This is a genomic window from Sinorhizobium fredii NGR234 (assembly GCF_000018545.1).
Lineage (GTDB): Bacteria > Pseudomonadota > Alphaproteobacteria > Rhizobiales > Rhizobiaceae > Sinorhizobium > Sinorhizobium fredii_A.
This window is the reverse complement of sequence record NC_012587.1, coordinates 864,925-882,214: the sequence shown is the minus strand read 5'-3', so window position 1 is coordinate 882,214 and position 17,290 is coordinate 864,925. Positions and strand designations below refer to the sequence as shown.

Sequence of the window (17,290 nt, the reverse complement as noted above, 5' to 3'; positions counted from 1 at the left end):
CTCCCGACCCGAAAGGTAGTTTAGCGATCGGTGTTCTACCAGCGTCATGATCAAGCGGCAGCCATGCATCCCGCGCATGACGCGCCGATCCGACGCGTCCGGCTGCTCAAAAAAGAGGCAGGTGGAGCGGGCTCAGGCCTCGGCGGGGCCTATGCGAACAGCCGCTTGACCAGCGAAATGCTCTGCAATTCCTTGAGCTGCGTCATCAGGTGATTGAGCTGACGCAGGTCCCAGACCTCCAGATCGAACTGCAGCTCGCTGAAATCGGCGGCAACGCGCCCCATGGAAAGGGAGCGGATATTGACGTCGCTCGTGGCGATCGCCTGGGCGATCTCCGCCAGCGTGCCGGGTTCGTTCAGCGCGCTCACGGCGATTCGCGCCATGAAACGGCTACTGTTGGCCTCGTCGAGATCCCAGCGAACATCGATCCAGCGCTCCGGTTCCTCGTCGAATTTCTGCAGGATCGGCGACTGGATGGGATAGATGGTGATGCCCCTGTCCCGGTCCATGATGCCGACGATGCGATCGCCGGGAACTGCGCCTGCGGGACTGAAATGCACCTCGGCATTGCCGGAAAGGCCGCGGATCGGCAGCGCGTCCGGTCCCTCCACCTGCCCCGCCGTGGCTGCCTCCTTGGAGCGCTCCGGTAGCTTGAAGACCATGCCGGCGGCACTGCGCATGTTGAACCAGCCGTCGTCGGCACTCGGCTTGACGGTCACGCGTTCGTCCTGGTGATCGGGGAAGACGGCGCGCAGGACGTCGAGCGAGGAAAGTTCGCCCCGGCCTACGGCAGCGATCGCATCTTCGACCTCCTTCTGGCCGAGCCGATGCAGCACCGGCTTGAGCCCGTCGCGCGAGAAGGTCTTGCCGGCCCGTTCGAAGGTGCGTTCCAGAATGCGGTAGCCAAGACCGGCATACTGCTTGCGAATGGCGGCACGGGTGGCGCGCCGGATCGCCGCGCGCGCCTTGCCTGTGACGACGATCTCCTCCCAGGCGGGGGGCGGCACCTGGATGCCCGAGCGGATGATCTCCACCTCATCGCCATTGTTGAGGCGGGTGACGAGCGGCATGATCCGGCCGTTGATCTTCGCGCCCACACATGTGTCGCCGATGTTGGTGTGCACCGCATAGGCGAAGTCGATCGGCGTCGCGCCGCGCGGCAGCGCGATCAACTGTCCCTTGGGCGTAAAGCAGAAGACCTGGTCCTGGAAGAGCTCGAGCTTTGTGTGTTCCAGAAACTCCTCGGGATTGTCGCCTTCGGCAAGCGACTCGATGGTCCGGCGCAGCCAGGCATAGGCGTTCGACGTCGGAGACCTCGTCAGGTCACCCGTGATCGCGTCACGGTCCTTGTAGAGCGCATGGGCGGCGATGCCGTATTCGGCGATCTCGTGCATGCGCCTGGTGCGGATCTGCAGTTCGATGCGCTGGCGCGACGGCCCGATGATCGTCGTGTGGATCGATTGATAGTCGTTCTGTTTCGGCGTCGAGACATAGTCCTTGAAGCGGCCGGGAACGACGCGCCAGCGGGTATGGACGATGCCGAGCGCCCGATAGCAGGAGGGGATGTCGTCGACGATGATGCGGAAACCCCAGACATCCGACAGCTGCTCGAAGGAAAGCGATTTCGACTGCATCTTGCGGAAGACCGAATAGGGCTTCTTCTGGCGCCCCTTCACCTGCGCGTTCTTCAAGCCCTCGGCCCGCAGCAGCTCGCTCAGTTCCTCCTCGATCTTCTTGATCAGGCCCTCGTTGCGCTGCGAGAGCTCTTCCAGTCGCCTGGTGACGGTCTCGTAGGCCTCCGGATTGATGTGGCGGAAAGCGAGGTTCTCGAGTTCCTCGCGCATGTCCTGCATGCCCATGCGCCCGGCCAGCGGCGCATAGATGTCCATCGTCTCCTCGGAGATGCGGGCGCGTTTTTCCGCCGACATGTGGTCGAGGGTACGCATGTTGTGCAGCCTGTCGGCGAGCTTCACCAGAAGCACGCGAACATCATCCGAGATCGCCAACAGCAGCTTGCGCAGATTTTCCGCCTGCTTGGCCTTCTTGGTGACGAGATCGAGCTTCTTGATCTTCGTCAGGCCTTCGACAAGCGCCCCGATATCCTCGCCGAAGAGTTCGTCGATCTCCTGCCGGGTCGCCGTCGTGTCCTCGATCGTGTCATGCAGCAGCGCGACGGCGATCGTCGATTCGTCGAGATGCATTTCCGTGAGGATCGCCGCCACTTCCAAAGGATGCGAAATATAGGGATCGCCGCTCGCCCGCTTCTGCTGGCCGTGCTTCTGCATGGCGTAGACATAGGCCTTGTTCAGCAAGGCCTCGTTGACATCGGGCTTGTATTTCTGCACGCGCTCAACGAGCTCGTATTGGCGCATCATCCGCAGGCGGCTCCATGACAGTCGGACAAACAAAAAGTGCGCCAATCATATGAGTGGCGCACTGCTTCGAAAACACGTTTGGAACAGCTGTTCGCGAACGGATCTCAGTAGTCGTCGCTCTTTTCCGGCGGTACCAGCCCTTCGATGCCGGCCAACAGTTCCTCCTCCGACATGCGATCGAAGGTCAGCGCCTCCGGCTGGTCTTCGCCTTCCGCAGCCTCGGCAAAAGCGGCGGGTTCCGACTGGGCGATCGCGGCAGCGTCGGGCTCGGGCTCGTCCACTTCCACATGCTTCTGCAGGGAATGGATCAAATCTTCCTTGAGATCACCGGGCGAAAGGGCCTCATCAGCGATCTCACGCAGGGCAACGACCGGATTCTTGTCATTGTCGCGGTCGACCGTGATGGGGGCGCCCTGCGAAATCAGGCGTGCGCGGTGGCTGGCAAGCAGGACGAGTTCGAAACGGTTTTCGACCTTGTCGATGCAATCTTCGACGGTGACGCGGGCCATGGCCTTGTCCTTTGCGAGAGCGCGGCGGCTGCCGCGGCGTGATTAACGACACGAAACCGGAACGGCCGCGACGGGACGGCACTTGCAGCTCCGATTTCTGGAATTATTCGCCCGGATACAATCAAAACAGCGCAAGTTCAAGTTTTTCCTGCGCCCGGCGCTCACATCTTCCCTGCCCCATGTTAGAATACGCCATTTCCGCGATGCGGACGCAGGTTACAGATAAGGATTGTATTTCGGCAGGTATCGGCCAAAAACTCCACCAGCAATCGTAAATTGAAGTGTGGATGAAGTGGAGCAACTGCTAAAACTTGCTATATGCACCGTACGCCGCTTGGATTAATGCGTGGCATAACTTACATTATTTGCAATATCAGCAATTATTAATGTAATGCACCTATTTTCTGCGCAGCCTTCTGCCGGGGTAGATGGGTATAATGCGCAGGGCATGGAAAAGGAAATTACGATGTTCGATCCTCGCGAAAAAATCGCTCTTTTCATCGACGGTGCCAATCTCTACGCCGCCTCGAAGAGCCTGGGCTTCGACATCGATTACAGAAAGCTGCTGAAGGCCTTCCAGAAACGTGGGTACCTGCTGCGCGCCTACTATTACACCGCACTTATCGAGGACCAGGAATACTCCTCGATTCGCCCATTGATCGACTGGCTGGACTACAACGGCTACAAGGTCGTCACCAAACCGGCGAAGGAATTCACCGACTCGCTCGGCCGGCGCAAAATCAAGGGCAACATGGATATCGAGCTGGCGATCGATGCCATGGAGCAATCCGAGACCGTCGATCATCTGGTGATCTTCTCGGGCGACGGCGATTTCACCACGCTTGTCGAAGCGCTGCAGCGCAAGGGACGCAAGGTCTCGGTCGTCTCGACGATGTCGACGCAACCGCCGATGATCGCCGACGACCTGCGTCGCCAGGCCGATCATTTCATCGATCTGGCCACGCTCCGGGGCGAGATCGGCCGCGAGCCGTCCGAACGCGTGCAGCGCCCCGCCGAGCCGGTCGCCAACGACGCCGAACTCTGACCGAATCAATTTCGATTCCCATTGATCCTGCCCGTCGCGGGTGGCGGGAGCGGCTGTCCAGCTGCGTTCACACGGCCGCCGAAAAAGGCCGCGCCGTCAGCCGCGCTCCTTCAGCAGGCGGTTCTTCTGCCGGTTCCAATCGCGCTCCTTCGACGTTTCGCGCTTGTCGTGCAGCTTCTTGCCTTTTCCGAGCGCCAGTTCCAGTTTCGCCCGGCCCCGGTCGTTGAAATAGATCTTGAGCGGAATGAGCGACATGCCTTCGCGATTGACCGCGCCCTGCAGCCGGTTCACCTCGCGCTTCGACAAGAGCAATTTGCGGCGGCGCCGGGTCTCGTGATTGAAGCGGTTGGCCTGCAGATATTCCGGCAGGTAGGAATTGATCAGCCAGATCTCGCCGCCCTCGTCGGTCGCATAGGATTCCGAGATATTGGCCTTTCCCTCGCGCAACGACTTGACCTCCGTGCCGGTCAACACCAGACCGGCCTCGTAGGTATCGACGATCTCGTAGTTGAAGCGGGCCTTGCGGTTCTCCGCCACAACTTTTCTGATCGTGCGCTCGCTACCCTTTTGTGCCATCAGTTCATCAGTCCCGCATGCCTGAGCGCCGCATCGATGGCTGCTTCGGTCGCCGGCTCGAGCGTCGCCAGCAGCGGCGAACGCACCACGCGACTCATCCGCCCGAGGCGATGCAGCGCATATTTTGCACCACAGAGGCCGGGTTCCATGAAGATGGCCTTGTGAAGCGGCATCAACTTATCCTGATATTCCAGCGCCTTGGCGTAGTCGCCGGCAAGCGTCGCCTCCTGGAATTCGGCGCAGAGGCGCGGCGCGACATTCGCAGTCACGGAGATGCAGCCGACACCTCCGTGGGCGTTGAAGCCGAGCGCCGTCGCATCCTCACCGGATAGCTGGACGAAGCTCTTGCCACAGCTCATGCGCTGCTCGGAAACGCGCTCGATCTTGCCGGTCGCGTCCTTGACGCCGACGATCGTCGGACAGGCCTTCGCCAGAGCGGCCATGGTTTCGGCGCTCATGTCGACCACCGAGCGACCCGGAATGTTGTAGATGACGATCGGCAGCTTCACGCTTTCGGCAATTGCCGCATAGTGAGCGAAGAGGCCCTTCTGCGTCGGCTTGTTGTAGTACGGCGTCACGACCAGGATGGCGTCCGCGCCGGCCTTCTCGGCGTGCTGCGCAAGTTCGATCGCCTCGGTGGTGTTGTTGGAGCCGGCGCCGGCGATGACCGGAACGCGCCGCGCCGCCGCTTCGACGCAGAGCTCTACCACCTGCTTGTGCTCCTCGTGCGAAAGGGTCGGCGACTCGCCGGTCGTGCCGACGGGCACCAGGCCGTGGCTTCCCTCTTTTATCTGCCATTCCACATGCGCGACGAAACTTGCCGCATCCACCGCGCCGGTGGACGTGAACGGGGTTACGAGAGCGGGAATGGAACCCTTGAACATGCACAACTCCTGACGGCTGAAGGGGCAAGACGCGCCCATGCTTTGGCCGCAATCGACGGTTAGAAACTGCCGCACCATAATCATGTGACATGGCCGCGGCAAGCGTCGGACAAGCGCATTTCCTAGCAGTTTTCCCGCAATTCGACGGCTCGGCGCGCGTCGCTCGTCAGGGGGCAGCCAGGATGCACGATGGTCGGCCCGTTGCCGGCGATTGCAGCGATGGCGGACGGCCGCTAAGCTCTCGTTAAAGAATCCGGCAGCAAATGAAGTTGATGGAAACGGGGAAGCACGGGGCTTGATGCGCGGACCACTCATTCTGCCTTTCGCCACCCTTTTCGGTGCCGCGATGCTGGCCGCTTCCGCCCTTGCCACCGAGACCCGCATACCCGTACCGGCACTCAAGCCCGGCTCTACCAGCAAATCCGGACGCGTCGTGGCCAACGAGGTCACTGGCGCCATACGCGCCGCCGTCGCACCCATAGCGACCGATCTGAAGGCCGGTCTCGATGCCCTGTCCGACCGCAATCCCATCGAGGCGACCGCCATCCGCAACCGCATGGGCGAAGGAACGCTCGACCGGCACATCCTCACCTGGGCAATCGCCGTTTCCGGGCAGAAGAACGTCCCGTCTTATGAGATCGCCGAAGCGCAACGTGAGCTTCACGGCTGGCCCGGCTTGAAGGCGCTGCGCGCTCATTCCGAGCGCGCGCTCTATCGCGAAAACCCGCCGCCGGCGGACGTGATCGCCGCCTTCGGCTCGACCCGACCGGAAACGGCGGACGGCGCCATCATTCTCGCACGCGCGCTTGTGGCCGAGGGAAAAGGCGACGCTGCAGCGGGCCAACTCCGTGCTTTCTGGCTCAAGGAGGCGCTGGACAAAGAGACGGAAACGAAAATCCTTTCGGAATTCCCCGCCTTGCTTACGACTGCCGACCATAGGCGCCGCATGGAGATGCTTCTCTACCGCAGCCGCATCGAGCAGGCGCAGCAGTTCAGCGAACTCGGCAAGGCGCAGTCGCTCTACCGAGCCTGGGCGGCCGTCGCCCGCGGCAACGGCAAGGCGGCGGAGCTGATCGCAGCGGTCGATCCCTCCTGGCGGGACAATCCCGCCTATCTTTTCGTGCGCATCGAGCATCTGCGCAAGCAGAAGAAATTCGAGGCGGCAGCAGAGCTCCTCGCTTTGGCACCGAAGGACAGCACTGCCCTCGTCGATGCCGGCGAATGGTGGACGGAACAGAGAATCGTCAGCCGGGGCCTGCTCGACAAGGGTGACTTCCGCGCAGCCTACCGGGTTGCCGCCCATCACGCTGCAACCGAGGCGGCCGACGTCGTCGACGCGGAATTTCACGCCGGATGGTACGCGCTGCGCGGGCTGGAAGATCCTGCGACGGCCGCGCGTCACTTTCGCAAGATCCTCGAGGCTTCCAGCCGGCCGATTTCCGCCTCGCGGGCCTGGTATTGGCTGGGACGCGCCGCCGAGACCGGCGGCCCCGGGAAATCGGACGAGTATTTCGCCAATGCAGCCCGCTATCCCGGCACATTCTACGGCCAGCTCGCCGCTGCTCGCCTCGGTCGCCCAGCCCTCGACATCACCTATCCCACGCCCACCCCGGAAGATCGCGCGCGACTGCAAGGTCGCGAAGCGGTCCGCGCCATCGAACGCCTGGAAGCCGCCGGGCACGGCTGGCGCGCCGAGAGCCTCTACCGGGCGCTCGCCGAGGACCTCACCAGCCCGGGTGAGCTTGCCATTCTCTCAGCACAGGCCGAAAAGGCGGGCAACCATCAACTATCGCTGCAGATCGGCAAGATCGCGTTCGGCCGCGGCATCGATGTCGCCGCGCTTGCCTTCCCGCTCGGCGTCATCCCGTCGGACGCCAACATCAGCGGGGCCGGCAAGGCACTTGCCTATGCAATCGCCCGGCAGGAAAGCGCCTTCAATCCGGCTGCGGTCTCGGCGGCCAATGCCCGCGGCCTGCTACAGCTTCTGCCGACAACGGCGAAGGGTGTCGCCAGCCGTTATGGCCTCGCCTATTCAAAGGACCGACTGACGACGGACGCCGGCTACAACGCGACGCTCGGCTCGCATTATCTCGGCGAGCAGATCGACAGCTTCGGCGGCTCCTACATCCTGACCTTCATCGCCTACAATGCCGGTCCCGGCCGCGTGCCGGAATGGCTGGCCCGCTACGGCGACCCGCGCGGCAAGCCGATCGACGAAGTGGTCGACTGGATCGAACGCATTCCCTTTCAGGAAACGCGCAACTATGTTCAGCGGGTGATGGAGAATTACCAGATCTACAAGACCCGCCTTGGGCAGAAGGCGGACATCGTCGCCGACCTCAGGATGGGCCGCAACCCTTCCTGAGCCGCGATCTACGAGACGAGGACCGATCTGCTGCAATTTGCAAAGCGAAGGGAAAGCCATGCGAGAGCCTCTGGCGCACGAGGAGCGCCTGTTTCAGGAACATTATTTTCTGGCACGCGACGGCTTGAAGCTCTACGGCAGGCACTACGGTACAGGTATCGGGCGGGGCGAAGAAAAGACGCGCATCGTCTGCCTGCCCGGACTGACGCGCAACAGCCGCGATTTTCATCCGCTGGCCGCCTTCCTTGCCTCGCCCGAGGGCGGTGCCCATTCCGTCGTCACGCTGGACTATCGAGGCCGCGGACAATCGGAGCGCGACAGCGACAAGAGCCGCTATGCGATCGCCATCGAGGCGGAGGATGTCGTTGCGGCCTGCGCCCATTTCGGCATCGGCAAGGCGATCTTCATCGGCACGTCGCGGGGCGGCCTCATCCTGCATCATCTCATCACCTCGGCCCCCGCCCTCATCGCCCGCGTCGTGCTCAACGACATCGGCCCGGTGATCGAGCTCGATGGCCTACTGAGGATCAGGGATTACCTGAACCTCCCGCAAGGTCCGAGTGGCTGGACGGAGGCACCAGATTTCCTGCGGCGCCTACACGGAGCAGATTTCCCCCTGCTCGGCCCAAGGGATTGGCAAGAGATGGCCGTAGCGATCTATCGCGACCAGAACGGCGTTCCGGTTGCCGATTTCGACCCGGCGATCGCCTCCCAACTGCAAGGCCTCACCGGGGACGCCGAGCTGCCGTCGCTGTGGCCGCAGTTCGAAGCCTTTGCAGGGATCCCCGCAATGGTCGTTCGCGGCGAATATTCCCGATTGCTGAGCGTGGCGACGGTTGAGGAAATGAGCCGACGACATCCCGGCCTTATCGCTGTCACCGCGCCCGGCCAGGGCCACGCGCCGCTTTTGCATCTCGACGGACTGAGGCATGTGATCAGCGACTTCGTTCGGGGGTAGCGAAGGGGCGCAATACCTCCAGCTCCATTTTAGGCTGACGACGGCGCCCGGAATGTCCTCTGCCCTATCGGACATCTCCACTATAAGGTCCGATCTCAAATAATGGCTCTGCAATTTCAGCACGCCTTGATGGGCGCAGTTGGCCTGTCACCCCGCGACCTTACCCGTTGGGGCCACCCTTCGCAGCTAATGCGGAGGACGGGCGGTCCAGCGGAATAGCGGGTCGCCATCGGGCTCCGATGTTCAATTCTGACTGGAGGTCAGAAATGAACATCAAGAGCCTTCTTCTCGGCTCCGCTGCTGCTCTCGCAGCAGTATCCGGCGCCCAGGCTGCCGACGCGATCGTCGCTGCCGAGCCGGAGCCCATGGAATACGTCCGCGTTTGCGACGCTTTCGGCACGGGTTACTTCTACATCCCGGGCACGGAAACCTGCCTCAAGATCAATGGCTTCGTCCGTTTCCAGGTCGACTTTGGCCCAGACAAATCTGGCGTCTCCGACTGGGATGCTTTCACGCGTGGCTTCCTCGCCTTCGACGCCAAGAACGACACCGAGTATGGCGCGCTTACCAGCCTCATCGCACTCGAAATTGACGGCGATGCTCAGGAAGGTGGCAACTTCAAGCTTGACGAAGCTTACATCCAGCTCGGTGGCTTCAAGGTTGGTCGCTTCTATAGCTGGTGGGATAAGGGTCTGAACGGCGAAACCGACTCGATCGGCGAAAACACCAGGTTCAACTCGATCGCCTACCTCTATGACGGCGGCGCGTTCCAGGCTGGTGTTGCTGTCGACGAACTCGAAGGCTTGACGACCCGCAACAACGGCCTTGGCGTCGAAGGTATCGTCTCCGCTACGGACGCAGTCGAACTGTTCCCCTGACGGCGCGTGCCAAGGAGGTCCTGAATGCCCTTGCAAACCGGTCTCCGGGACCTTTTGCCGCCATTGACCCGCAAAAATACCGGGCTGTCTGGAATGCGGCCAAGCTGGATGCGGCGCTGGGCGAAGAGGAAGACATCGTTCCTCACATCCTAAGACATACCTGCGCCTCCCGGCTCGTGCGGGGCGGCATCGACCTCCGACGGGTTCAGATGTGGCTCGGCCATCAGACGCTTACGATGACCATGCGCTATGCCCATTTGGCTACGCACGATCTGGATATGTGCGTGCCCGTGCTCGAACGGCATCTGGCGAGCTAACCAGAGCAACAACATCCTCTTCCCCGTGTTTTTCAAGGGAACAGTGGCAAAGCCCCTGAGGAAGAAGCGTGTCGTGTCCGCAGATCGGCAAAGGCCGGGCAACGCGCCGCAAATTTTCTCATCCAGGCAATCGCGACTACAAAAAAGCCCGGCTCAAGAGCCGGGCTTTCTCCTTACTGACCGAGGTCAGGTCAGATTAGAAGTCACGCTGCAGGCGGAGGAAGCCGCTGACCTGTTCTTCAGCGTTGTCCGGATCCGTGTAGTTGATCGTGAAGCGCGAAGCGAGGCCTTCGGTGATCTGGTAATCAGCCGTGATACCAACGCGCCACTGATCGTCACCGGAGTCGAAGCCGCCAGCGCCGTCGTTCAGGTCACCCCAGTACTGAGCGCCGGGGGTGATTGCGAACTTCTCGGTTGCGTTGAAGCGGTACGAAGCAGCAACGCTCCACTCGGAGTCAGACCAATAAGCGTTCGGGTCGGATGCCCAGATCGCAGCAGCCTGGAGGGTGCCCGGGCCGAGGTCTGCGGAAAGCAGAGCGCGGATCGCGCCTTCTTCGAGTTCGGTGTCGAAGCCGCCGAGCAGGTCGAAGCTTACGCCGCCGAGCGTAGCGGAGACGATACCTTCGATGCCAACACCGTTAGCCTTGGTGGTAGCAGCTTCGAGTTCGTCCACAGCGATACCGGCCTGGAAGGTGCCGCCATCATAGAGGTAAGCGATCGAGTTGAATTCGGTGTTTTCGCCGATCGAGTCGGTTTCACCGTTCAGACCCTTATCCCACCAGCTGTAGAAGAAGCCGGCCTTGAGGCCGCCGAGCTGGATGTAGGCTTCATCGACGTCGATCAGGCTGTCGCCTTCGTCGGAGTCGTTGTCGGCGTTGAACTCAGCGGCGAAGAAGCCGGTGAGCGTGCCGTATTCGGTGTCGCTCTTGGCGTCGAACGAGATGTAGGCGCGGGAGAAGACATCCCAGTCCGACGTGGACTGCAGCGGGTTTTCCCAACGGTTGTCAGCAGCGTCACGGCCGAAGTCGCCCTGTACGCGGATGAAGCCGCCGATCTTGAGGCAGGTTTCCGTGCCCGGGATGTAGAAGTAACCCGTGCCGAAAGCGTCGCAAACGCGGACGTATTCCATGGGCTCCGGCTCGGCAGCGACGATCGCGTCAGCAGCCTGGGCGCCGGATACTGCTGCGAGCGCAGCAGCGGAGCCGAGAAGAAGGCTCTTGATGTTCATTTCTGACCTCCAGTCAAAAGTTTCAAACGGGTCTGGGTTTCTTTGCTGAAGGACAGCGTTCCCTGCCCCATCCCCAACGTTCAAGAAGTCGGACGATCAACCGCCCTTGCTTCCGGAGTTGAAAATACAAAACCGAGTGGGGCGCGCAACGTCCAACTTGTCAGATCAACTCCTTTGCGCCGCCCTTCCCTGATCCCTGTTGCTGAAACGACACAAAATCGCCCCAGACGGCCCAGGGTTATTAACAAACCATTAAGAAAATCCTTTAGCCACGGGGGGTTAGCACCGGCCCTCGGCGCGGCTTTTGTTTCAGAAAGAGGCAAAAAGGGGCCTAAAACGGGGGCAAAACCGGGCAACAGGGCTGCCGGGCGCCCACTTCCCCAGGCTTCCGCACTACCGCAGAGCTGCTCAACGAGTCGCAGGCAGGGCCCTTTTGCAGGCGATTCCCGAAGAATCAGCGGCCGGAGATTCGCGATCGTCTGCGGCATGCCGCGGAGCGTCCTGAGGAAATCAGACGGCAGAGACGTTTTGTGGCGATCCAGCCTTTGGGTAGCTCTGCCGCGTCGACAGAACCGCGCATGAACTCTTGCGGCAACATGGTCAGCAGCTAGACGACGGCTTTCTGGGAAATGGCGGAGAAGAAGGGATTCGAACCCTCGATACCGTTTCCGGTATACTCCCTTAGCAGGGGAGCGCCTTCGACCACTCGGCCACCTCTCCGTTAGCGCCTGACTAGTGGCAGCGCGTCTTCATTGCAAGATTTTTTTGTCGGATTTCAGCAAATCCCGCCATTTTCATCGTGGTCGCACGGGCTATGGCAAGGCTGAAGCAAGTCGGCTCATGGAGCGTGACCTGTGCCGCCATACGAGATTCTGCAGGATGTGGGTTCTCCGGCGGAGAAGACAGGTATTTTCGGACCCTGCCATGTCGATGATCATGCATCTCGCGCAAGGAAAGCCCGGCCAGTCGGCCGCTGCCTATCCGCATTACCGCATAGAGCGTCCCTGCCGCATTCTCGTCATCGGCAGTCAGTTGAAGGCGAAGACCAAATATCAGGCCCTTCTGCGGCACATTTCGATCGGCGGTGCCATGCTCGACTTCAACGCCGGACTCCTCCTGCCAAAGCATTTCTTTCTGGAGATCGACGGCTTCAAGGAAGAGATCGGCTGCGCCGAAGTGCACCGCAGCGGCACCGAACTCGGCGTACGCTTCAACATGCTGCTGGCGCAAGAGTTCCTGAGCGGGCTGATTCGGGCCCAGTTCTCGAGTGGGTTGTGAGTCGCGCGCCTTGCCGGGCGCGCCGAAGGTCGCTGCAATACTTCGAATCTCTTTGGAATGGCGACGATTTAAGGAAACATGCAGCAAACGGATCGCATTCATTAGATTTCTATTGAATATCTTCAATCGATTGCAAGTTTGCCGGCGGAAACTGACCTTCGACCTTTTGGGCGCTTCGCTGCCTCAAGGGTACCGGCAAATGACTTGCCGGGTCTGGCAAAACTCCGTGGCCGACAGGCGGCAAAACCGCACGACGACCTTGCGAGTGGCGCGATTATCGGAGCACGACGCATGCCGCAATCGACCATGTATTCGCTTGCCCCCTCGCCGCTTTACGAGCGGCGTTACGAACGCTTCGCGATCGGACATGCCGCAACGCTGATGTCGGTGCGGCCGGCCCTCGGCGGGGTGTCGATATACGCCTGCAGGATGATCGATATCTCGCGCGGCGGAGCGAGTTTCTCCGTCAGCACGACAATCGGCGTGCCCTTGCACTACTATCTGCATATCGTGGGAACGAATTTCCGGATCGGCTGCGCCGAGATTCACCGGAGGGACAACCGAATTGGCGTGCAATTCATCAAGCCCATTGACGAATCGTTCCTGCACCAAATCGTGCGCCACGAATTTTTCACCGGTCAGTCCGGCAAATCTGCACCTCCGGCGACCGCCGTCCATCGTCCCACACCCGTAAAGCTCCCGACTGCCTTGCTCGCGCGATAGCGGAACCCGATGTCGTCTCTTTTGCGCATTCCGCTTGCCGTTCCGATGCGATAAGTTCCGCGGCGCTTTTCGAACGGAGCTCAGGTTTCCAAATGTCCGCATTCTCGCGTTTCACGCCGCTCGTGCAATCCCTGCCGGCCACGGTTCCCTTCGTCGGCCCGGAAGCGATCGAGCGGCAGCGCGGCCGCGGGATCGCCGCTCGCATCGGCGCCAACGAGAGCGGTTTCGGACCGGCCGATTCCGTCCTTCTAGCCATCCAGCGGGCTGCCAGCGAGACGTGGAAATATGCCGATCCGGAGAACTACGACCTGAGACAGGCGCTCGCGGCCCATCTCGGCACATCCCCGGCCAATATTGCCATCGGAGAGGGAATAGACGGCCTGCTCGGGCAGGTCGTCCGTCTCGTCGTCGAGCCGGGCGCGCCGGTGGTCACTTCGTTCGGGGGCTACCCGACCTTCAATTATCACGTCGCGGGGCATGGGGGCCGGCTCGTCACGGTGCCTTACGTCGATGACCGCGAAGACCTCGACGGCCTCCTTGCCGCGGTGAAGCGCGAGGCGGCGGCGCTCGTCTATTTTGCCAATCCCGACAACCCGATGGGGAGCTGGTGGCCGGCCGATCGCGTCGTCGAGTTCGCGGCCGCCCTGCCGGAAACGACGCTGCTGATCCTCGACGAAGCCTATTGCGAAACGGCTCCGCCCGAGACGCTGCCATCGATCGAAAGCCTGATCGGCCGGCCGAACGTCATCCGCACCCGAACTTTTTCCAAGGCCTATGGTCTTGCCGGCGCGCGGGTCGGCTATGCGCTGACGGCGCCGGGTACCGCGCAGGCCTTCGACAAGATCCGCAATCATTTCGGCATGAATCGAATCGGTGTGGCGGCGGCGATCGCCGCGCTTTCCGACCAGCAATATCTGAAGGAAGTCACGCAGCGGATCGCGGCGTCGCGCGACCGAATCGCTGCCATTGCGCGTGACAACGGGCTTCTGCCGCTACCCTCGGCGACGAATTTTGTCGCCGTCGACTGCGGACGAGATGCGGCCTATGCCCGGGCGATCGTCGACCGGCTGATGAGCGATCACGGCATCTTCATCCGGATGCCGGGCGTCGCGCCGCTCAGTCGCTGCATCCGGATCAGCACCGGCCCGGACGCCGAGATGGAATTGCTCGAAGCCGCCCTGCCCACAGTGCTCAACAAGCTGGCCGAGGGCTAGACGCGGGGACGGCCGCCCTTTTCGTGATCAATGCACCGTCATCCATTCGCGCGCTGCGCGGAGCGCAGCGGCAAGATCCGTCTTGCTCATTGTCGCCGCAAGGTCGGCGCGAAGGCCGGCAGCGCGGTCCGAGCCCTTGATGGCGGCGATGTTCAGCCACTTATGGGCCGCCACTAAGTCCACTGGCCGGCCGCGACCGGTCGCATAGGCGAGACCCATTTCGCAAAGGCTGTCGGCGCGGTTTTCGCCACCCATTGCCGCATCCGACGTGATCTCGAAGTTAAAGCGTGCCATCGTCCTGTCCCTGTCGTTCTTTGTTGGTTCAGCCGAAGCGGCACGCCCTTCGGGCGCGCCAGGCTTCAGTTGTTGCTTTGTTGTCCCTGTTTTACTCTTGCCTCTTGGCGGGCTTACCGGCGAAGCGCCGTCTTCTGCGGCGTCGGCTCCGGCTGGTTTGGCGGGGTGTTGCTCCGCTCGTCTTATGGGTTCGAGTATGCCGCGTGGCCTTCAATACGCGCTTAAAATGCATGATTAATTTGCCGCAAACAAAGTTCAAATACTTGGTAAACTTGGGTTTTCGTTAAGCATCGGAGGGCCTGCAGCGGCGGCAATCCGGCTCAAAATTTACGAAAAATTCAATCGCGAATTTCAACCGATCGCTAACCAAGAACAAACCCTGTTGTTCGACCGCCGTATTTCATGGGCCGCTCCGGACTTCGATCAGAGGAACTGCAGCGTATTTACCTTTACGTACGCGTAAGCTATTGTTCGGGCGCTTCGATGGCAGGGAGGCCGCCGACACGAGGCATCAGATCGCGGCGGCCGGCAGCCGGCCGCCTCCAAGGGAGGACATTGAATGGTACGAACTTTGCTCGTCAGCGCAGCGCTCGCCTTCGGAGCGGCGGGAGCGGCCCATGCCGCCGAACCCATCGTCGGCAATTGGAAGACAGCGAGCGGAGCCACGGCGGAAATCGCCCCGTGCGGCGGAGCCTTTTGCGTGACACTGAAGACGGGCAAACACGCCGGCAAGCGGATCGGCAACCTTGCCGGGACCGCTGGCAGCTACAGCGGCGAGATCACCGATCCGGAAAGCGACAAGACCTATAGCGGCTCGGGCTCGGTCGACGGCAATTCGCTGAAGATGAAAGGCTGCGTGCTGAAGGTGCTGTGCAAGTCCCAGACCTGGACGCGGCTTTAATTCTCGGAGGGGCGGCCCCTGCGGCCGCCCTCTACTCGTTTCACCGGGCCCGCTGCCCGAACAGGATCTTTTGCGCTTCCTGGTCCTCGGCAAGGCTCTTTTGACGCGCCCGCTCTTCCTTGCCGACCTCGATCCCCTTCTGGACCGCGCTGCGCGCGAGCATCGTGTCGAACCAGAGCTTCAGGTTCGGGAAATCGTTCAAATCCTGGCCCTGGTTCTCGTGCGGGATCACCCAACCGATGGCGGCCATGTCGGCAATCGAATATTCGCCGGCAAGGAACGGCCGATCGGCCAGCCGCTTGTTCATCACGCCATAGAGGCGATTCACTTCATTGGTGTAGCGGTCGATGCCGTACTGGATTCTCTCCGGCGCATATTGCCGGAAATGATGGGCTTGCCCCGCCATCGGGCCCAAGCCGCCAATCTGCCAGAAGAGCCATTGCTCGATCTCGACGCGGGCGCGCTCGTCGGCCGGGTAGAACTTGCCGTATTTCCGGCCGAGATATTGCAGGATCGCGCCCGACTCGAAGATGGAGATAGGCGCGCTGCCCGGCCCATCCGGATCGACGATGGCCGGCATGCGGTTGTTTGGCGAGATCTTCAGGAAATCCGGCGCGAATTGGTCGCCCCGGCCGATATTGATGTATTTCACCACGTAGGGAACGCCGAGCTCCTCCAGCATGATGGTGATCTTCCAGCCGTTCGGCGTCGGCCAGTAGTAAAGCTCGATGGGAGCGGTCATGGGCGGTCTCTCCTGAGGTTATGGGCACACAGACGTAGGAACGCGCTGCGGCGCCGGCAAGACCGCATCGTTGAAGATGAACGGCAGATGAACGGGTATCTCAGCAAGAATTCAGTTTGGCTGTGCGAAAAGACGCTCAATCGATTTGAACCTGCCTCCAGCCCACGGACGGAACAATGGACATCCTCGCTCGCCGCCTCACCATCATCAGCCTGTTGATGGTCGTATTCGCCATGTCGCTCGCCGCCGCAGTCGGCGCCGATACGGAACGTCGCCGCCAGAACACCTATATCGGCTCGCTGACCGACTGCACCGCGCACACGGCGCAATATTGCCAAGCCAAGCTGTAGAGGAACACCAAAAAATGGCCGCCCTCGTCTCTTCCGCCATCCTCTCACTTCGGCTCCTGGTACTCACGGGCCTGCTGATGGCCCCGGTCGGAGCGGTCGCTTACAGCAAGGCCACCGGCGCCGGCGTCGGCAAGCATGGTGCCGGTCTCGTCCTCTTCGTCACGCTGCAGCGCCAGGCGATGAGCTGACCGCCTGCCGGTGAGCACAATTGAAGACCGCCCTTGCTGCCGCAGCGGCGTCGCATGACCCGAAAATCCTCTTGCACATTCTCTGACTTTTCGCTCCCTTCGCGCTGAAAGGTCAAACATGATGCCCGCATTCGCCCTGTATTCGATCGCCGCGCTCGCCGAGATCGCCGGATGCTTTGCCTTCTGGGCGTGGCTCCGGCTTGGCAAGTCCTTTTGGTGGCTGCTCCCGGGGATGGGATCGCTGGCACTCTTCGCCTGGCTCCTGACGATGATAGACGTGCCGGCCGCCGGCCGTGCCTATGCCGCCTATGGCGGCGTCTACATTGCCGCCTCGCTCCTCTGGCTGTGGCTCGCCGAGGGCGTGCGGCCGGATCGCTGGGACCTGACCGGCATGGCGGTGGCGCTTGTCGGCGCGACGATCATTCTCGTCGGTCCACGCTGAACGCCCACGCGCCAGACGCGTAT

The 17,290-nt window shown here is 61.6% G+C and carries 17 protein-coding genes, 1 tRNA gene and 2 pseudogenes; 11 read left to right on the top strand and 9 right to left on the bottom strand.

Features of this window, described 5'->3' with window-relative positions; translation table 11 throughout:
• Nucleotides 1-149: 149 nt before the first annotated feature.
• The gene (locus tag NGR_RS15405; RefSeq protein ID WP_012707400.1) at nt 150-2,375 is read right to left on the bottom strand and encodes a RelA/SpoT family protein; all 2,226 of its coding nucleotides are present in this window, start codon (nt 2,373-2,375) and stop codon (nt 150-152) included.
• Nucleotides 2,376-2,479: 104 nt separating this feature from the next.
• Nucleotides 2,480-2,884: a DNA-directed RNA polymerase subunit omega gene (gene rpoZ / locus NGR_RS15400; RefSeq protein ID WP_164924234.1), complete on the bottom strand. Its 405-nt coding sequence runs from the start codon at nt 2,882-2,884 to the stop codon at nt 2,480-2,482.
• Between the two features lie 466 nt (nt 2,885-3,350).
• On the opposite strand from rpoZ, the gene NGR_RS15395 reads away from it, so the two are divergent.
• Entirely contained in the window at nt 3,351-3,929 is a 579-nt protein-coding gene (locus NGR_RS15395) for an NYN domain-containing protein (RefSeq protein ID WP_012707398.1), read from the top strand.
• 96 nt (nt 3,930-4,025) lie between these two features.
• Here NGR_RS15395 and smpB read toward each other — a convergent pair whose 3' ends face one another.
• Both smpB and dapA read right to left on the bottom strand, forming a co-directional pair.
• Nucleotides 4,026-4,505, bottom strand: coding sequence for an SsrA-binding protein SmpB (smpB, locus tag NGR_RS15390; protein WP_012707397.1), 480 nt, complete (start codon nt 4,503-4,505; stop codon nt 4,026-4,028).
• Entirely contained in the window at nt 4,505-5,389 is an 885-nt protein-coding gene (dapA, locus tag NGR_RS15385) for a 4-hydroxy-tetrahydrodipicolinate synthase (protein ID WP_164924233.1), read from the bottom strand. Before dapA ends, smpB begins: the two co-directional genes overlap by 1 nt.
• Before the next feature lie 298 nt (nt 5,390-5,687).
• Here dapA and NGR_RS15380 point away from each other — a divergent pair, with 298 nt between their 5' ends.
• From NGR_RS15380 to NGR_RS15365, 4 genes and pseudogenes are all read left to right on the top strand, one after another.
• Complete coding sequence (locus NGR_RS15380; protein WP_012707395.1) at nt 5,688-7,754, top strand: lytic transglycosylase domain-containing protein; 2,067 nt, start codon at nt 5,688-5,690, stop codon at nt 7,752-7,754.
• Nucleotides 7,755-7,812: 58 nt separating this feature from the next.
• Nucleotides 7,813-8,712 carry an alpha/beta fold hydrolase gene (locus tag NGR_RS15375; RefSeq protein ID WP_012707394.1) on the top strand — a complete coding sequence of 300 codons (900 nt, stop codon included), beginning with the start codon at nt 7,813-7,815 and terminating at the stop codon, nt 8,710-8,712.
• A 266-nt stretch (nt 8,713-8,978) separates the two neighbouring features.
• Nucleotides 8,979-9,566 (top strand): annotated as a pseudogene (locus NGR_RS15370) (porin); the annotation flags it as partial.
• Nucleotides 9,566-9,907 (top strand): annotated as a pseudogene (locus NGR_RS15365) (site-specific integrase); the annotation flags it as partial. The pseudogenes NGR_RS15370 and NGR_RS15365, both read left to right, overlap by 1 nt.
• A 196-nt stretch (nt 9,908-10,103) precedes the next feature.
• Here the strand turns inward: NGR_RS15365 and NGR_RS15360 are convergent.
• The 3 genes from NGR_RS15360 to NGR_RS15350 form a co-directional block, all read right to left on the bottom strand.
• Nucleotides 10,104-11,135: a porin gene (locus NGR_RS15360; RefSeq protein ID WP_012707391.1), complete on the bottom strand. Its 1,032-nt coding sequence runs from the start codon at nt 11,133-11,135 to the stop codon at nt 10,104-10,106.
• Nucleotides 11,136-11,765: 630 nt separating this feature from the next.
• Nucleotides 11,766-11,855, bottom strand: a tRNA-Ser gene (locus NGR_RS15355).
• Between the two features lie 12 nt (nt 11,856-11,867).
• Nucleotides 11,868-12,515, bottom strand: coding sequence for a hypothetical protein (locus tag NGR_RS15350; protein ID WP_164924232.1), 648 nt, complete (start codon nt 12,513-12,515; stop codon nt 11,868-11,870).
• A 204-nt stretch (nt 12,516-12,719) separates the two neighbouring features.
• Between NGR_RS15350 and NGR_RS15345 the strand changes: the two genes are divergently transcribed.
• Nucleotides 12,720-13,136, top strand: coding sequence for a PilZ domain-containing protein (locus NGR_RS15345; protein ID WP_240545193.1), 417 nt, complete (start codon nt 12,720-12,722; stop codon nt 13,134-13,136).
• Nucleotides 13,137-13,228: 92 nt separating this feature from the next.
• A complete protein-coding gene (locus NGR_RS15340) occupies nt 13,229-14,350 on the top strand; it encodes a pyridoxal phosphate-dependent aminotransferase (protein WP_012707388.1) in 1,122 nt (373 codons plus the stop codon).
• A 27-nt stretch (nt 14,351-14,377) separates the two neighbouring features.
• On the opposite strand, the gene NGR_RS15335 is transcribed toward NGR_RS15340, so the two are convergent.
• Complete coding sequence (locus NGR_RS15335) at nt 14,378-14,644, bottom strand: sel1 repeat family protein (protein ID WP_012707387.1); 267 nt, start codon at nt 14,642-14,644, stop codon at nt 14,378-14,380.
• Between the two features lie 559 nt (nt 14,645-15,203).
• On the opposite strand from NGR_RS15335, the gene NGR_RS15330 reads away from it, so the two are divergent.
• Complete coding sequence (locus tag NGR_RS15330) at nt 15,204-15,545, top strand: DUF2147 domain-containing protein (RefSeq protein ID WP_012707386.1); 342 nt, start codon at nt 15,204-15,206, stop codon at nt 15,543-15,545.
• 40 nt (nt 15,546-15,585) lie between these two features.
• Here the strand turns inward: NGR_RS15330 and NGR_RS15325 are convergent, their stop codons facing one another.
• On the bottom strand, nt 15,586-16,287 hold the full coding sequence (locus NGR_RS15325) for a glutathione S-transferase family protein (protein WP_012707385.1): 702 nt from the start codon (nt 16,285-16,287) through the stop codon (nt 15,586-15,588).
• A 176-nt stretch (nt 16,288-16,463) separates the two neighbouring features.
• On the opposite strand from NGR_RS15325, the gene NGR_RS32355 reads away from it, so the two are divergent.
• From NGR_RS32355 to NGR_RS15320, 3 genes are all read left to right on the top strand, one after another.
• The gene (locus tag NGR_RS32355; RefSeq protein ID WP_012707384.1) at nt 16,464-16,637 is read left to right on the top strand and encodes a hypothetical protein; all 174 of its coding nucleotides are present in this window, start codon (nt 16,464-16,466) and stop codon (nt 16,635-16,637) included.
• Between the two features lie 14 nt (nt 16,638-16,651).
• Nucleotides 16,652-16,825 (top strand): hypothetical protein, encoded by a 174-nt coding sequence (locus tag NGR_RS32350; RefSeq protein ID WP_012707383.1) that lies wholly within the window; start codon nt 16,652-16,654, stop codon nt 16,823-16,825.
• Between the two features lie 121 nt (nt 16,826-16,946).
• On the top strand, nt 16,947-17,267 hold the full coding sequence (locus tag NGR_RS15320) for a YnfA family protein (protein WP_164924599.1): 321 nt from the start codon (nt 16,947-16,949) through the stop codon (nt 17,265-17,267).
• Nucleotides 17,268-17,290: the final 23 nt, after the last annotated feature.

What these genes read in the sequence shown, in the direction of transcription:
- NGR_RS15405 (WP_012707400.1), bottom strand. Translation starts at nt 2,375, where the DNA reads ATGATGCGCCAATACGAGCTCGTTGAGCGCGTGCAGAAATACAAGCCC.
- rpoZ (WP_164924234.1), bottom strand. Translation starts at nt 2,884, where the DNA reads ATGGCCCGCGTCACCGTCGAAGATTGCATCGACAAGGTCGAAAACCGT.
- NGR_RS15395 (WP_012707398.1), top strand. Translation starts at nt 3,351, where the DNA reads ATGTTCGATCCTCGCGAAAAAATCGCTCTTTTCATCGACGGTGCCAAT.
- smpB (WP_012707397.1), bottom strand. Translation starts at nt 4,505, where the DNA reads ATGGCACAAAAGGGTAGCGAGCGCACGATCAGAAAAGTTGTGGCGGAG.
- dapA (WP_164924233.1), bottom strand. Translation starts at nt 5,389, where the DNA reads ATGTTCAAGGGTTCCATTCCCGCTCTCGTAACCCCGTTCACGTCCACC.
- NGR_RS15380 (WP_012707395.1), top strand. Translation starts at nt 5,688, where the DNA reads ATGCGCGGACCACTCATTCTGCCTTTCGCCACCCTTTTCGGTGCCGCG.
- NGR_RS15375 (WP_012707394.1), top strand. Translation starts at nt 7,813, where the DNA reads ATGCGAGAGCCTCTGGCGCACGAGGAGCGCCTGTTTCAGGAACATTAT.
- NGR_RS15360 (WP_012707391.1), bottom strand. Translation starts at nt 11,135, where the DNA reads ATGAACATCAAGAGCCTTCTTCTCGGCTCCGCTGCTGCGCTCGCAGCA.
- NGR_RS15350 (WP_164924232.1), bottom strand. Translation starts at nt 12,515, where the DNA reads ATGAATGCGATCCGTTTGCTGCATGTTTCCTTAAATCGTCGCCATTCC.
- NGR_RS15345 (WP_240545193.1), top strand. Translation starts at nt 12,720, where the DNA reads ATGTATTCGCTTGCCCCCTCGCCGCTTTACGAGCGGCGTTACGAACGC.
- NGR_RS15340 (WP_012707388.1), top strand. Translation starts at nt 13,229, where the DNA reads ATGTCCGCATTCTCGCGTTTCACGCCGCTCGTGCAATCCCTGCCGGCC.
- NGR_RS15335 (WP_012707387.1), bottom strand. Translation starts at nt 14,644, where the DNA reads ATGGCACGCTTTAACTTCGAGATCACGTCGGATGCGGCAATGGGTGGC.
- NGR_RS15330 (WP_012707386.1), top strand. Translation starts at nt 15,204, where the DNA reads ATGGTACGAACTTTGCTCGTCAGCGCAGCGCTCGCCTTCGGAGCGGCG.
- NGR_RS15325 (WP_012707385.1), bottom strand. Translation starts at nt 16,287, where the DNA reads ATGACCGCTCCCATCGAGCTTTACTACTGGCCGACGCCGAACGGCTGG.
- NGR_RS32355 (WP_012707384.1), top strand. Translation starts at nt 16,464, where the DNA reads ATGGACATCCTCGCTCGCCGCCTCACCATCATCAGCCTGTTGATGGTC.
- NGR_RS32350 (WP_012707383.1), top strand. Translation starts at nt 16,652, where the DNA reads ATGGCCGCCCTCGTCTCTTCCGCCATCCTCTCACTTCGGCTCCTGGTA.
- NGR_RS15320 (WP_164924599.1), top strand. Translation starts at nt 16,947, where the DNA reads ATGCCCGCATTCGCCCTGTATTCGATCGCCGCGCTCGCCGAGATCGCC.